Source organism: Chitinimonas naiadis (genome assembly GCF_054780835.1).
In genome coordinates, this window is record NZ_BAAGVO010000007.1 from 538,784 (window position 1) to 552,163 (window position 13,380).

Here is a 13,380-nt window from a genome sequence, read left to right on the forward strand (position 1 = left end):
TTAGCCACGCGGTGGCGGCTCAGTAATAAAGCCGACCTTCACGATACCAGCACGCTGACAGGCCACAATGACGCGACCGACAAATTCGTAGCGAGCGCCCTGGTCACCCCGGATCTGAACCTCAGGCTGAGGTGTCTTCACCGATTGTTCCTTGAGCTTGCTCACCAACGTATTGTTGTCCGGCACGAGAACCTGGTTCCAGAACACATCGCCATCCTTGTTGACGGAGATGTTGATGTTCTCTGGCTTGGTCTCGTTAGCCTTGATCGTTTCGTTTGGCAACTTCACCGGGACGGTGTGCGTCGCAACCGGGATGGTGATCAGGAAGATGATCAGCAACACCAGCATGACGTCCACGAGCGGGGTGGTATTAATTGCCGATACCACCTCGTCTTCGCCGCCGGAGTCATTTCCGACGTTCATTCCCATGGCTTAGCCTCGCTTGGACGTCTGGGTCTGGGCGTTGCTCATCAGCACGTTGTGCAGATCGGCGCCGAAGGCACGAACTTGTTCCATACCGGTCTTGTTACGACGAACCAGCCAGTTGTAACCCAGCACGGCAGGCACGGCAACTGCCAGACCAATGGCGGTCATGATCAGCGATTCACCGACCGGACCAGCAACCTTGTCGATGGAAGCCTGACCGGACATGCCGATGGCGACCAGTGCGTGGTAAATACCCCAAACGGTACCGAACAGACCCACGAACGGAGCGGTCGAGCCCACGGTAGCCAGGAAAGCCAGGCCGTCTTGCAGGCGGTTCTGAACGTTTTCGATCGAACGCTGGATGGACATGGTCACCCAGGTGTTACGGTCGATCTGGTCCAGCAACGCACCTTCGTGGTGTTCGTTGGCGTTCACGCCGCTTTCGGCGATGAAGCGGAAGGCGCTGCCTTCGTCCAGGGTGTTGACGCCGGCCTTGACCGAACCAGCACTCCAGAACGATTCGCGAGCCAGCTTGGCTTGACGCATCAGCTTGAACTGTTCGAACAGCTTCGTAACCATGATGTACCAGGTACCCATGGACATGATGACCATGATCACCAGGGTGCTCTTGGCAACGAAGTCACCTTGGGCCCACAGGGCGCCAAGACCGTAAGGGTTGTCAACGACGACCTTGTCGTCGCCGGCGGGAGCGGCCGGGGCGGCTGGCGCGGCTACTGCAGCATCAGCGGCAGGAGCAGGGGCTGCAGCGGCATCAGCAGTCGCTGCCGGAGCCGTAGCTGCCGGAGCGTCTTCTGCGTATGCAGCCTGGGAAACAAAGAGTGCCGCTGCCGGGGCAGCAACAATTGCAACGGCCGCGAAAATTGCGGACAAACGGTTGGCTACAGACATGATGCTTCCAGTTCCTTAGCTTAGATTGATCGGCAGAGCCGAAACTTCCTGATTTAACATCGCAATCCACCGACGCGTTATAGAAGCCGTCGGATTGCACGCCAAAAAATTACTCGTCAACCAGAGTAAACACCGCAGGGTAGTAAGTCGTGACATCCACCCCTTGACCACGGCAGCTCAAACGCTTCACAGCGCCAACAGCCAGCGAATTCACCTTCGGGTTGCTGGACTTGACCACGCGAGCGCTCTTGATTTCACCACCTGCGCCGATCACGACTTCAACCGTCGCTTCAGCCTTGGTGATTTCTTCCTTAGCGGCCAACACAACCCACTTGTCCTGCATGGCTTGACCTACTTCTGCCACGTTGGAACAAAGACCTTTAACGCTAGGCGGAGCTGCCGGTGCAGGTGGTGCAGATTGCACAGGCGGCGGAGCTGGTGCGAAAGTGGTCTCAGCAGGCTTCACTGTCGTCGCGGCCTGAATGGCGTTCACCGGGGGCGGTGCCTGCACTTGGACTTCAGGTGGTGCAACGAAAGATGGTGGAGGCGGCGGTGCCTTCATCTCCGGAGGAGGAGGTGGCGGAAGATCAGGTGGAGGAGGAGGTGTGACTTCCTCGATGATCTTGGTCTCTAGCGGCTTCTGAATAATCTGCATCACTTTGTGACCCAAACCATTCATCAAAGCCCAGGCCAGTAATGCGTGCAAAAGGATGACGAAGCCAAAGCCGATCAAATGCTTCGCAGGATTCCTCTGCTGCTGCGCAAAATCCATGTTTTACCCTCTATACCCGCCACGCCGTAAGGCAGGATTAAGCAACGTCAACAAGCAAAGCGGGTTACGCTGAACTTGCCATCCCAAATTGATTTATTACGCCAAGCGATGCGGTACATCTAAATTAGCGCAGACTTAACTTTCAAATCTAGCACTAACAATGCTCAGCATCAACCAATTCAAGATCGGCGACAGCCCGCAAAACAACACTCAGGATGGGACAATACCACTAAAAGACATGCTCATACCACTCAAGACAATCTGTAGGTTTTTTTGTTGTCTTTTTGCGACAAAGGCCACTTACGTGGCCTTTGTCTTGTGGTGTTTGGCGCGCCCGAAGAGATTCGAACTCCTGACCCCTTGGTTCGTAGCCAAGTACTCTATCCAGCTGAGCTACGGGCGCATTTCTTGATTGCGACATCTAGTTATATGTTTGGTGGCGCGCCCGAAGAGATTCGAACTCCTGACCCCTTGGTTCGTAGCCAAGTACTCTATCCAGCTGAGCTACGGGCGCGCTGCAAACTACTAAATATCTTGATTGGCGGAGAAGGAGGGATTCGAACCCTCGATACAGGTTTATGCCCGTATGCTCCCTTAGCAGGGGAGTGCCTTCGACCACTCGGCCACTTCTCCGTCTCAAGAGGTGCGCACTATAGCGACGCCTTTAAGCCCCGTCAAGCGTTCATGGCTCTTGATCGAGATTAAATGCTTTGTGCAGCACGCGTACCGCCAGCTCCAGGTACTTTTCGTCCAGCACTACCGAGATCTTGATCTCGGAAGTAGAGATCATCTGGATGTTGATCCCCTCTTCTGCCAGCGTGCGGAACATGGTGGATGCGATACCGACATGCGAGCGCATGCCGACGCCGACTACCGACACCTTGCAGATCTTGTCGTCGCCGGAGATCGACTTGGCGCCGATATGGCCCTGTACGCCTTCCAGGATGCCCAAAGCCTTCTGGTAGTCATTGCGTGGTACGGTGAAGGAGAAGTCGGTGTGACCCTCCATGCCCACGTTCTGGATGATCATGTCGACATCAATATTAGCGTCCGCCACCGGGCCCAGGATCTGATAGGCGATGCCAGGCTTGTCGGGTACGCCGGTCACATTGATGCGAGCCTCGTCACGGTTGAACGCAATGCCCGAGATGATGGCCTTTTCCATATTGTCTTCTTCCTCGAATGTGATCAGTGTCCCCTCCCCTTCCTCCTGGAAGCTGGATAGGACGCGCAACTTGACCTTGTACTTGCCGGCGAACTCGACGGAGCGGATCTGCAGCACCTTGGAGCCCAGGCTGGCCATTTCCAGCATTTCTTCAAAGGTGACCGTCTTCAGGCGCCGGGCTTCCGGCACCACGCGTGGGTCGGTGGTATAGACCCCGTCCACGTCGGTATATATCTGGCATTCGTCAGCCTTCAGGGCTGCAGCCATGGCTACGCCGGTGGTATCCGAACCGCCACGACCCAGGGTCGTGATGTTGCCGTCGGCATCCGCTCCCTGGAAGCCTGCCACCACCACCACTCGCCCTGCGGCAAGATCGGCACGTATGGCAGCATCGTCAATATGCTGGATACGGGCCTTGGTATGGGAGCTGTCGGTCATGATCTTGACCTGGGCGCCGGTGTAGCTGCGTGCTTCCAGGCCTATGTCTTTCAATGCCATGGAGAGCAGGCCTATCGTGACTTGCTCGCCGGTGGAAATGATGACGTCAAGTTCACGTGGATCTGGTTGGGCCTGGATTTCCTTGGCCAGGGCGATCAACCGGTTGGTTTCGCCACTCATGGCGGATACGACCACGACAATGTCGTGTCCTTCCGCCCTGTATCTTGCAACGCGACGAGCCACATTCTTGATCCGCTCAGGCGAACCCATCGATGTGCCGCCGTACTTCTGGACGATTAGCGCCATTCCTTCCCTCGGGGTATTGCGTAGAAAGGCATTGAATCTAAAGAAAGCCATGCGTGAATACAAGGACGCGATGACTACGACAATTAGAATATTTCGAACAAGCAGATGGATGGTCGAGCTATAAGCAGGCGGTCAATACCACTTCGACGGGAGGATGTTTGCCGTCCCGGACATGCGGCGCTGCAACATCATTCGGTAAGGCGCATATGGTATAAAGCCGCTTCCTCCACCACGCGCCTTGGTTCGCCAAGCGACGCCTACTGATGAATCGCGGTTTCTATACCATTCTTGCCGCGCAGTTCCTGTCCGCGCTGGCTGATAACGCCTTGTTCATCGCTGCACTGGCCTTGCTCAAGGCGCAGCAGGCACCGGCTTGGCATCAATCGATGCTGCTCTGGTGTTTTACCGTTTCTTACGTCGTGCTTGCTCCCTTTGCCGGCTCCTTTGCCGACTCCATGCACAAGGGGCGTGCGATGATGCTTTGCAACGGTATCAAGCTGATGGGCTGCATCGGCATGCTGGTTGGCCTGCCTCCACTCATTGCCTACGCCATCGTCGGTTTTGGTGCGGCTGCTTACTCCCCTGCCAAGTACGGCATCGTCACTGAATACCTGCCTCATGATCAGTTGGTCGCGGCCAATGGCTGGCTGGAGGGGGCGACGGTCGGGGCTATCATCTTCGGCACGGTACTTGGCGGCTGGATTGCCGGCCCGCATATGTCGGCCTGGCTGGCTACCACACCCCTGGCGGTGCTTTCCGGTCCGATGTTTGCCTTGATCGTACTCGCGCTGCTTTACCTTGCCGCCGCCTGGGTCAATCTCTACGTGCCCAAGCTCAACGTGGAACTCAAGCCCATTCATTTCAACCCGGGCTATCTGGTTCGCGAGTTCTGGGAGTGTGTCGTCAAACTCTGGCGTGACCCGCAGGGGCAGTTGTCGCTGGGTGTGACGACCCTGTTCTGGGGAGCGGGTGCAACCATGCGCCTGGTCGTCATTAACTGGGCCATCATCTGGTTGGGCTTCAACTTTCAGCAGGCTACCTTCCTGGTGGCCATCGTGGCGTTTGGTACCGCTGCCGGCGCCATCATTGCGGGGCGCCTTATTCCCCTGCGGGAGGCCTTCCGTGTCTTGCCTGCCGGCGTGGCCATGGGCGTGATCGTGATGAGCATGCTGGCGATCAATAATGTCGCACTCGCAGCGGTGCAGATGTTCGTGGTGGGGGCATTGGCGGGTTTCTTCGTGGTGCCGCTCAATGCCATGCTGCAGCACCGCGGGCATATGCTGATGGGCGCGGGGCATTCCATCGCCGTGCAGAATTTCAACGAGAACCTGGGCATTTTGGTGATGGTGGGGGCGCATGCCCTGCTGGTGAAGTACTTCAGCAGTCCGCTCAGCGACAATATGCGCGGGGAGGCATTGGCCTACTTCCAGCATCTGGGTGGCATACCGCCGATGTACGGCATCATTATCGGCTTTGGCCTGTTGCTGATCATTTCCATGCTCTACATCATGCGCTTGCATCGCCGGGGTGTTGCCGCAGGCATCATGCATGACTGATCGGTACCGCGGTTGCGCTGGATAGAAAAGAAAAACGCCTCTCGTTGAGAGGCGTTTTTTTTGATCGGCTTCAACCTATCGTCACATAGCCCGGTGTCGCCTGGACCCTGTCCAACCAGGCGCGAATGGCCGGATACTCGGCCAAGGAGAAGCCGCCCTCCTCCGCAACGTGCGTGTAGGCGTACAGTGCGATATCGGCAATCGTGTAATGCTCCCCGGTGAGAAAGGGAGAGGATTGCAGCCGCTGCTCCATCACCCCCAGCGCACGATAGCCTTGTATGCGCCGCTTGGCGATCTCGTCCGCCAGCGTCGTCGCCTGGTCCGTGAACTTGATCCAGAACCTCACGGTGGCGACATACGGTTCGTGGCTGTACTGCTCAAAGAACAACCATTGCAATACCTCTGCGCTTGCACGGCGTTCGCGCGGCCAGAGATCGCTGCCGTCGGCCAGATAGCAGAGGATGGCGTTGGATTCGGAAAGGAAGCTGCCATCGGGGAGTTCCAGCACCGGTACCTTGCCATTGGGGTTCTTGGCCAGAAATGCCGGCGTGCGGGTCGCACCGCTGCGGGTATCCAGTTCCTGCCAGCGATAAGGAAGATCCAATTGCTCCAATGCCAGCTTGAGCTTGTAGCAGTTGCCCGATTGCGCCATGCCGTGGACGGTATACATCGGTCACCCTTTCTCTAACGTGTCAGGCAAGCGCCCAGTTGATCGGTGTCTTTTGCTGGCGCTGCAGATAGTCGTTGGCGGCGGAAAAATGCCCATTACCCAGAAAGCCGCGATGGGCGGATAAGGGTGAGGGATGGACCGAACGCAATATGCAGTGGCGGTTTGGGTCGATCAGATCGGTCTTTGCCTCTGCATAGGCGCCCCATAGCATGAAGACGATACCGCTTTGCTGTTCCGCCAGGCGTGCCACCAGCGCATCGGTAAAACGTTCCCAGCCTCGTTTGCGATGCGAACCTGCCTGTTCGGCCTCTACGGTCAGTACGCTATTGAGCAGCAGCACACCCTGCCTCGCCCAATCGCTCAAGTCGCCATGCTGCGGCGGATTGTGGCCCAGGTCGCGGGCGATCTCCTTGAAGATGTTCTTGAGCGAGGGCGGCGGCCGCACGCCGGGAGGCACCGAAAAACTCAGCCCGTGAGCCTGCCCTGGGCCGTGATAAGGGTCCTGGCCGAGGATGACCACCTTGACGTCATTGGGCGCCAGCGATGTCAGGGCACTATAGCGCTGCTCCGCAGGTGGGTAGATGGTCTTGCCCTTCGCCGCTTCGGCGGCCAGGAAGGTTTGCAGTTCGGACCAGTAAGGCTGGGTTGTCTGGTCGGCCAATAGTTGCGACCAGGCGGGTGGAAGATTATTCGTCATGGGGATGTTTGCGTTCAAAGACTTCTCGCCGATGCCGGCGGAAGATGGTTTTTTCAAGCCAATCCTGCAGTTCGACATCCAGGTGCTGGAAGCGCGCCTCTATCTGCCATTGGCCCGGCGCAAGCTCGTTGCAAGCCGTGACCTGTGCTGGCAACTGCAGAGCCTGGGGAATGCCGGGCGAAAGATGGAGCGCGAGTGTGCCTTTGCTGCCAATGGTGATGGCCTGCTTGGTCGCCCAGCGTGCCCCTTCACCGTTCAGCTCCAGCTGTTGTCGCGCCGGCAAAGGTTCGCCGCGGGCAAGAAGCTGCCCCAGCAGTTGCAGGGTGAGATCCAACCTGGCTTCCATGGCTTGCCAGCGCAACGCATCCGGCCCGTCTTCTTCGTCCAGATGGGGTGGTGCAGCTTCCTGCAGCGCCAGTACCCTGAGCAGCAATACCCCGTCGGTGCCGATGGGGGTCTGCTCGGGCAGCCAGGCCATCGGTGCATTCAGCTTGATCGATAAGGTGGGAGGCATGGCTAACTCCACTTGCTGTGCATGAATGGGGGGCATATATATGGCGCCCCGTTGGTCTCAATGGTTCCTGAACCCCGTGCCGACATAGGGCTCGACGGATAGGTTGATTATACGCGCCCGGCCACTGCCGCTTGATCCAGGTTAAGAATGCGACGGATCTGTCCCCGGCTCGGGGAGCTCGGGAGTAGAATCCCGTCCGTTCCACCTAACCACTACGCACAATCGACCGTGCCGTCGCCTTCCAGAATCTGCCATGTCAAATCAGCCGTTCAGCCCATCCGACCTGAGTGCATTCCAGCAGCAGGGTTTTGTAATTGTCCGTGGTCTTGCCGATGCAGCGCTGCGTGCCGAGTTGTTGGCTGTTGGTAAGGATCATCTGGCCCGTGCGGTCGAACCAATCGAATATGAAGCCGACACGCATTATCCAGGCGCACCGACATCGCGTAGTGCAGACGGAGGTGCAACGGCGAGGCGCCTGCAGCAAGTTTTTGCCCGTGATGCGGTTTTCCGGCGGTGGGCGCTGGACGGTCGGGTGGCAGACAGGGTCCGGCAATTGCTGGGCAGCGACCAGATCGCCTTGACTCAGGCCCACCACAATAGCCTGATGACCAAGCAACCGGCGTTTTCGAGCGTGACCCACTGGCATCGGGATATCCGGTATTGGAGCTTCGAGGACAGCAATCTGGTCTCGGTTTGGCTGGCGCTCGGCAAGGAGGTACGCGAGAACGGCTGCCTGGGTTTCTTGCCGGGTACCCATCGCATGGATATCGACGTCGAGCGGTTTGAAAACAGGGCTTTCCTGCGCCCGGATCTGGATGAAAACAAGGTCCTGATCGATGCCGCGGTGTTCCCTGAGCTGGAGCCGGGCGATGTCGTTTTCTTTCACGCTCAGACCTTCCATGCTGCGGGCTGGAACCGGACCGATGCCACCAAGTATTCGCTGGTCTTCGGCTATCACCGCCAGGACAACCTGCCGCTGCCAGGGTCCCGCAGCGCCAGCCTGCCCGCTATCAAGCTCGATTAGACAATTCAGGGTCCCGGTCGTGAAGTGTGCTGCCATATCGGCCATGACAGTCGGACCTTGAACGACCTGCCTGTGTCTGCCTTGTAGGCGGGGCTTCCGCTATGGTGCTTCTATACAAGGAAGAACCCGCTCATGCCCAACACCCTGCTCTATGCGATAGCGACCCTTATCTGGGGTTCGACCTGGCTCGCCATTACCTTTCAGTATGGGCAAGTGCCCGCCAGTGCTTCAGTGGCCTACCGTTTTTTGCTGGCAGGGGTGTTGATGCTCGCCTGGTGCGCCATGCGCGGCGAACGACTGCGCCTGAGTTTGCGTGAGGCGGGTTGGGCATCGCTGCAGGGTGTCTTGATGTTTGGCATCAGCTACATGCTGGTCTATGAAGCTGAGCGGCATATCGCCTCGGGGCTGATGGCCGTGCTCAACTCCAGCATGGTCGTGATCAATCTGCTGGGTATGCGATTGGCCTTTGGCCGGACCATCGACGGTAAGTCCGCGCTGGGGGCCGGTCTCGGTATTGTCGGGATCGCCTTGGTATTCTGGCCGGAGCTCAATGGCGTGCGTGATGCGTCGAGCTGGTTGGGCGTAGGCTGCGGTCTCGCCGCGGCCTTCCTGGCATCCCTGGGTAACCTGGTTGCCCAGCGGAACCGCAACCATGCCCTGCCTCTTTTGCCGGGTATCGGCTATGGCATGCTGGTCGGCGGCGCAACCGCATTGATATTCACGCTGGCAACCGGGCAATCGCTGGTCTGGGATGGCCGTCCGGCCTATCTGTTATCCCTGCTCTACCTGGCCGGCTTTGGTTCGGTGTTGGCTTTTGCAGCCTACCTGACCTTGCTGGGACGTATTGGCGCGGCACGATCAGGTTATGTCGCGGTGGCGGTGCCTATCGTCGCCTTGCTGCTGTCCGCATTGTTTGAAGGTTTTGCCTGGCGCATCTGGACCGTAACGGGAATCGCCTGTGCCGTGGTCGGCAATATCATCATGCTGGCGGATGTCGGCGGCTGGTTGCGTCGCCTGGGTTGGACGCGGTTAGCGGCCAGACTGCCGTAAACATTCATAGAGACAGATTGCCGTCGCCGCACCCACATTCAGGGATTCGAGGCCCGCACGCATGGGGATGGCCAGACGCAGATCCGCCAAGGCCAGCAACTCGGTGCTGACGCCACTCCCTTCGCTTCCCATCACCAGGGCCAGATCTCCGTGCAGATCGGCGGCGTAAAGCGACACGCTGCCCTGCAAGGCCGTAACGGCCTTGCGACCGCAAAAAGCGGCCAGCAGTACGGGCAGATCTGCTCGTTCGAGTATGGGGAGCAGGAAGTGCGCGCCCATTCCCGCCCGCATGACCTTGGGTGACCAGGCGTCGGCACACGCCGGGCTAAGCCAGACCTGATCGACCCCCGCCGCCGCCGCTGTCCGAAGAATGGAGCCGACATTGCCTGGGTCCTGCACGCCATCCAGGGCCAGTATCAGTCCACTGGTGGCAGGCGTTGCCGCCTTGGGATAGTGCCAGATGGCGAGTATGCCGCTGCTGGACTCCAGTTCGGTCAATGACGCAAAGAGCGCATCGTCGATCAACGTGGGTGCTTGTGGCAGCCGGTCCACCAGTGTCTTGATCTCCGGCCGCGTCAGCGCGCTTTGCGCCACCAATACCTTCTCTGGCGGTAAACCGGCGTCCAGCGCAGCCGCCAGCAAATGAGGGCCGTCCAACAGGGTTTGCCCTGTTTTCAACCGCTCTCGGCGTTGGCTACCCAGCTTGGCGCAGGCTTTGATCAAGGGATTTTGGCGGGATTGAATCAGGTCCATGGAGCAATGCTATTGAAGCCGGCCTGGGCCGGTAGATCGGAAACGGCCACCCTCGGGTGGCCTGATAACGGGGAACTAGCTACCGAGATCGAGCCGCTTTGCCTGCCGCGTCAGGGATTGGCCGGTCATCAGGCAGACCTGCTTAAAGGCGCCGTACTGGGCTTCGGTCAAGGGCGCGCCCTGGTTGTCGGCGTAAAACAGGCCGACCGGCTTATCCTCGACGAACAGGGACATCGCCAGGAAATCACTGCCACCCGAGGCCAGCTTCAGGCTTCGTGGCAACAAAGCCTCGAACTGGGTGCGATTGGTCTGGTTGAGCCAGATGGACTGCGGCTTGAGCATCAGCCGCGTCACGATATGCGGCGTGGAGAGCTCTACCTGCAGCTGGCGTAACGGATCCTCCTCGGCTGCGCCGACAATGTACCGGGTCTTCAGGCTGTTGTGTCCCGGCATCAGCAGGCCGAACAGGATGCGCTTGAAGCCGATGCCTTCGGCCTGGGCACGAATGGCGAGACCCATGATCTGGTTGAAGGAGGCGCCGCTTTGTCCTGCCCGTTGCAGTTCGCGCAGGATATCGCTCAAGGACGGCTTTGCCGGCTCCGTGACGGCCGCCTTCGGGCGGGGCCATTCGCCGGGCAACATGGCCAGCCACCGCGCTGGAGGGAATATCTGCGCATAGGGCCAATCGTTGCGTGCGAAATGCAGCAGGGCATTGGTGATGACTTGCCACACTTCGGCTTCTTCTGACCCCAGCGCATGGGCGGCGAGATGAAGATCGTCGGCCACGCCTTTTTGCCACCAGCCTTGCTGAAGATGTTCGGACAGGCGCAAGGCAGATCGATGCAGCATGCCTCGTTGGCTACTGGCGCCACTATCATCCAGCAAGGTGTTGAAGACCTCAGGCAAGTGCCAGCGGGCGAACAGCGGAAGCGCGACCTGGTCCATGTCCACGGGGGGCGCCTGTTCGGACAGTCCGACTTCAAGGTAGCGCAGCATGCGAGGCAGATTGCCGAGCAAGGCGGTGACGTAGATCTCATCCAGCCTGGCGTCGTAGCGCATATTGCCAAAATCGCGTGCCAGTCTGGCCGCTAGCCGCGCGGAAGCGATTTCCCGCAGCAAGGCAAAATAATGTGCCGGATGCTTGGGGAGCAGCAAGGATTCGATGCTGGGCAGACGGCCAAACTGTTCGACGAAAGTATTCACCCCCATCAGCAGGATGATGCTCTCGATCGCAACGACGTCAGTCGACAGGCTGCCGCGGTCGCGCTGGTTGATATGTCGAAGCGCGTGTGCAGTCAGCAGTGGGTCACGCAGTACCAGCTCTACAATCTCGTCGGTCCGAGTGGTATCCACCCGCTTCGATAGTCCGGCCAGGGCCGCCTTGGTCGATTGCAGGATGGGGAGTGCGCGCCGCTCCCAGAACGACAGCCAGGCTTGCTGCTTGTCGTCTGCCGTGCGGGTACCCTTGGGTTGGTCGGCAGTCAAGGCATTCGCCATAAGTAGAGCTTTCCGCCCTTCCAGTCATTGATTTCGAATTCTTCGTCGGCAGGCATGTCCGGCACCGTGAAGCTGTTACTGATCAGCAGCCCTCCCGGGCGCATTTCCTTCCGTACTTTTTCCCAGAGCGTCGGCATGGCTGCCGGCGACAGGAAGGCATAGACCACATCATAGTTCGCCAGATCCTGTGACATCAGGTCCCCGTGGATCAATCGGGCGGGGCTCTGCGTCAGCTTCAACCTGAGCCAGGCAAACAGCCAGGGCAGCCAGGCGTGTTCCACGCCACTCACCTGAATATCCTGCCTGCGTCCTAGGTGAGCAAGAACGGTGCCTGTACCGGCACCGACATCCAGCAGGCTGGCCTTCGCGGGGACCAGTTTGCTCAGTGCGTCCATTGCTGCGCGGTTGCTGAGATAGAGCGGCACGCGACTGCGGTCGATGCGTCCGAAGACCAGCCAGCTCAGCACGAAGGCAAGCAGATAGAGCCAGGGCGGCAGCGCCAGCCAGAGAAAAAACACCAGCATGGGCGCAAAGAGCAGATGGATTAGCCACCACCAGCTGGCTTGCCGGGACAGAATGGACAAAGCGAGCGCCAGCATCATCTGGCATGGCAGCCAGCTTGCACCAGACCAGCCTGCCCAGCGGGCGATACCCAAGACAATTGCCGTGGCCGCCAGCTGGATGGCGAGTGCCTGGGGAGCTGGCCTCACGGTTTACCGGTTGCTCCGGCTTGAATGGCAGAGGCGGCATCCGTGGCTTGCTCGGGCTCTCCAGGCTGCTTGCCGGCAAGCTTCATGATGTTCTGCTCGGCTTCCTTGTTCAGTACGATGATACTGATACGTCGATTGACTGGATTGGCCGGATTTTCGGTATCGAAGGGGACCGAATCGGCCAGGCCAACGACCCGCAGTATCTTGCCCGCGTCCATACCACCAGTCAGCAACTGGCGGCGGGAGGCATTGGCCCGGTCTGCAGAAAGTTCCCAGTTGCTGTAGCTCTTGTCCCCTGTCGAAAAACCGGCCGCATCCGTATGGCCGGACAGCGAAAGCCGGTTCGGCACGTCATTCAGGATGGTCGAGATTTCCTTGAGAATATCTCCGGCGTAGCTTTCCATCTGGGCGCTACCGCTCTTGAACATGGGGCGATTCTGCTGGTCGATGATTTGTACCCGCAGGCCCTCAGGGGTGATGTCGAGCAGGATCTGGTCCTTGTACTGCGCCAGCTTGCCCGTCGCCGTATTCTTGATGGCGTCCTCGAGCTTCTTTTTCAGATCCTCGAGCTTGCGGCTCTCGCCTTGCTCCGGGCTGCGTCGATAGGCGCCGGCCTTGCGGGAAAGATCCAGCCCCCCGCCCTGCAGCACGCTGGTGGAGTCCCCGGCGCCCGACCCGCCACTCATGGCGACCTTGAGGGGGTTCTGGAAGTATTCGGAGATACCGCGCAATTCTCCCTTGGTGGCCGAGCCCAGCAGCCACATCAGGAGAAAGAACGCCATCATGGCTGTCACGAAGTCGGCATAGGCAATCTTCCAGGCGCCACCGTGATGGCCGTGGCCGCCCTTTTTGATCTTCTTGACGACTATGGGCCGTTGCGAATCGTCGCTCAT

The 13,380-nt window shown here is 59.1% G+C and carries 14 protein-coding genes and 3 tRNA genes; 3 read left to right on the forward strand and 14 right to left on the reverse strand.

Annotated features, from left to right (window positions below; genetic code table 11):
- The 7 genes from ACYVHK_RS22710 to ACYVHK_RS22740 form a co-directional block, all read right to left on the reverse strand.
- Positions 1–429 carry an ExbD/TolR family protein gene (locus ACYVHK_RS22710; protein ID WP_460536917.1) on the reverse strand — a complete coding sequence of 143 codons (429 nt, stop codon included), beginning with the start codon at positions 427–429 and terminating at the stop codon, positions 1–3.
- Positions 430–432: 3 nt separating this feature from the next.
- Complete coding sequence (locus ACYVHK_RS22715) at positions 433–1,335, reverse strand: MotA/TolQ/ExbB proton channel family protein (RefSeq protein ID WP_460536920.1); 903 nt, start codon at positions 1,333–1,335, stop codon at positions 433–435.
- Positions 1,336–1,444: 109 nt separating this feature from the next.
- The gene (locus ACYVHK_RS22720) at positions 1,445–2,107 is read right to left on the reverse strand and encodes a hypothetical protein (protein WP_460536922.1); all 663 of its coding nucleotides are present in this window, start codon (positions 2,105–2,107) and stop codon (positions 1,445–1,447) included.
- A 326-nt stretch (positions 2,108–2,433) separates the two neighbouring features.
- A tRNA-Arg gene (locus ACYVHK_RS22725) sits at positions 2,434–2,510 on the reverse strand.
- 34 nt (positions 2,511–2,544) lie between these two features.
- Positions 2,545–2,621 (reverse strand) — tRNA-Arg (locus tag ACYVHK_RS22730).
- Between the two features lie 25 nt (positions 2,622–2,646).
- A tRNA-Ser gene (locus ACYVHK_RS22735) sits at positions 2,647–2,740 on the reverse strand.
- A 49-nt stretch (positions 2,741–2,789) separates the two neighbouring features.
- Complete coding sequence (locus ACYVHK_RS22740; RefSeq protein ID WP_460536925.1) at positions 2,790–4,016, reverse strand: aspartate kinase; 1,227 nt, start codon at positions 4,014–4,016, stop codon at positions 2,790–2,792.
- Positions 4,017–4,279: 263 nt separating this feature from the next.
- On the opposite strand from ACYVHK_RS22740, the gene lplT reads away from it, so the two are divergent.
- A complete protein-coding gene (gene lplT / locus ACYVHK_RS22745; RefSeq protein ID WP_460536927.1) occupies positions 4,280–5,572 on the forward strand; it encodes an MFS transporter in 1,293 nt (430 codons plus the stop codon).
- Between the two features lie 70 nt (positions 5,573–5,642).
- Here lplT and ACYVHK_RS22750 read toward each other — a convergent pair whose 3' ends face one another.
- From ACYVHK_RS22750 to ACYVHK_RS22760, 3 genes are read right to left on the reverse strand one after another with little or no spacing between them, the layout of a single operon-like run.
- Positions 5,643–6,242 (reverse strand): glutathione S-transferase family protein, encoded by a 600-nt coding sequence (locus ACYVHK_RS22750; RefSeq protein ID WP_460536929.1) that lies wholly within the window; start codon positions 6,240–6,242, stop codon positions 5,643–5,645.
- A 22-nt stretch (positions 6,243–6,264) separates the two neighbouring features.
- Positions 6,265–6,939: a uracil-DNA glycosylase gene (gene ung, locus ACYVHK_RS22755; RefSeq protein ID WP_460536931.1), complete on the reverse strand. Its 675-nt coding sequence runs from the start codon at positions 6,937–6,939 to the stop codon at positions 6,265–6,267.
- Entirely contained in the window at positions 6,929–7,453 is a 525-nt protein-coding gene (locus ACYVHK_RS22760; protein ID WP_460536934.1) for a PilZ domain-containing protein, read from the reverse strand. Before ACYVHK_RS22760 ends, ung begins: the two co-directional genes overlap by 11 nt.
- A 253-nt stretch (positions 7,454–7,706) precedes the next feature.
- Between ACYVHK_RS22760 and ACYVHK_RS22765 the strand changes: the two genes are divergently transcribed.
- Together ACYVHK_RS22765 and ACYVHK_RS22770 are read left to right on the forward strand one after the other, a co-directional pair.
- Positions 7,707–8,477, forward strand: a complete 771-nt coding sequence (locus ACYVHK_RS22765) for a phytanoyl-CoA dioxygenase family protein (protein WP_460536936.1) — start codon at positions 7,707–7,709, stop codon at positions 8,475–8,477.
- 132 nt (positions 8,478–8,609) lie between these two features.
- On the forward strand, positions 8,610–9,527 hold the full coding sequence (locus ACYVHK_RS22770) for a DMT family transporter (RefSeq protein ID WP_460536939.1): 918 nt from the start codon (positions 8,610–8,612) through the stop codon (positions 9,525–9,527).
- On the opposite strand, the gene ACYVHK_RS22775 is transcribed toward ACYVHK_RS22770, so the two are convergent.
- The 4 genes from ACYVHK_RS22775 to motB all read right to left on the reverse strand — a co-directional run bounded on the left by ACYVHK_RS22775 (position 9,507) and on the right by motB (position 13,380).
- Complete coding sequence (locus ACYVHK_RS22775) at positions 9,507–10,280, reverse strand: TrmH family RNA methyltransferase (RefSeq protein WP_460536941.1); 774 nt, start codon at positions 10,278–10,280, stop codon at positions 9,507–9,509. The genes ACYVHK_RS22770 and ACYVHK_RS22775 overlap by 21 nt on opposite strands.
- 75 nt (positions 10,281–10,355) lie before the next feature.
- On the reverse strand, positions 10,356–11,777 hold the full coding sequence (locus ACYVHK_RS22780) for a hypothetical protein (RefSeq protein ID WP_460536943.1): 1,422 nt from the start codon (positions 11,775–11,777) through the stop codon (positions 10,356–10,358).
- Positions 11,762–12,487, reverse strand: a complete 726-nt coding sequence (locus ACYVHK_RS22785; RefSeq protein ID WP_460536945.1) for a class I SAM-dependent methyltransferase — start codon at positions 12,485–12,487, stop codon at positions 11,762–11,764. Before ACYVHK_RS22785 ends, ACYVHK_RS22780 begins: the two co-directional genes overlap by 16 nt.
- The gene (motB, locus tag ACYVHK_RS22790) at positions 12,484–13,380 is read right to left on the reverse strand and encodes a flagellar motor protein MotB (protein WP_460536947.1); all 897 of its coding nucleotides are present in this window, start codon (positions 13,378–13,380) and stop codon (positions 12,484–12,486) included. Before motB ends, ACYVHK_RS22785 begins: the two co-directional genes overlap by 4 nt.

Excerpts from the sequence above, each read along its gene's own strand:
- ACYVHK_RS22775 (WP_460536941.1), bottom strand. The coding sequence starts at position 10,280 with ATGGACCTGATTCAATCCCGCCAAAATCCCTTGATCAAAGCCTGCGCC.
- ACYVHK_RS22720 (WP_460536922.1), bottom strand. The coding sequence starts at position 2,107 with ATGGATTTTGCGCAGCAGCAGAGGAATCCTGCGAAGCATTTGATCGGC.
- ACYVHK_RS22710 (WP_460536917.1), bottom strand. The coding sequence starts at position 429 with ATGGGAATGAACGTCGGAAATGACTCCGGCGGCGAAGACGAGGTGGTA.
- ACYVHK_RS22740 (WP_460536925.1), bottom strand. The coding sequence starts at position 4,016 with ATGGCGCTAATCGTCCAGAAGTACGGCGGCACATCGATGGGTTCGCCT.
- ACYVHK_RS22765 (WP_460536936.1), top strand. The coding sequence starts at position 7,707 with ATGTCAAATCAGCCGTTCAGCCCATCCGACCTGAGTGCATTCCAGCAG.
- ACYVHK_RS22760 (WP_460536934.1), bottom strand. The coding sequence starts at position 7,453 with ATGCCTCCCACCTTATCGATCAAGCTGAATGCACCGATGGCCTGGCTG.
- lplT (WP_460536927.1), top strand. The coding sequence starts at position 4,280 with ATGAATCGCGGTTTCTATACCATTCTTGCCGCGCAGTTCCTGTCCGCG.
- ACYVHK_RS22780 (WP_460536943.1), bottom strand. The coding sequence starts at position 11,777 with ATGGCGAATGCCTTGACTGCCGACCAACCCAAGGGTACCCGCACGGCA.
- ACYVHK_RS22715 (WP_460536920.1), bottom strand. The coding sequence starts at position 1,335 with ATGTCTGTAGCCAACCGTTTGTCCGCAATTTTCGCGGCCGTTGCAATT.
- ung (WP_460536931.1), bottom strand. The coding sequence starts at position 6,939 with ATGACGAATAATCTTCCACCCGCCTGGTCGCAACTATTGGCCGACCAG.
- ACYVHK_RS22770 (WP_460536939.1), top strand. The coding sequence starts at position 8,610 with ATGCCCAACACCCTGCTCTATGCGATAGCGACCCTTATCTGGGGTTCG.
- ACYVHK_RS22750 (WP_460536929.1), bottom strand. The coding sequence starts at position 6,242 with ATGTATACCGTCCACGGCATGGCGCAATCGGGCAACTGCTACAAGCTC.
- motB (WP_460536947.1), bottom strand. The coding sequence starts at position 13,380 with ATGAGCGACGATTCGCAACGGCCCATAGTCGTCAAGAAGATCAAAAAG.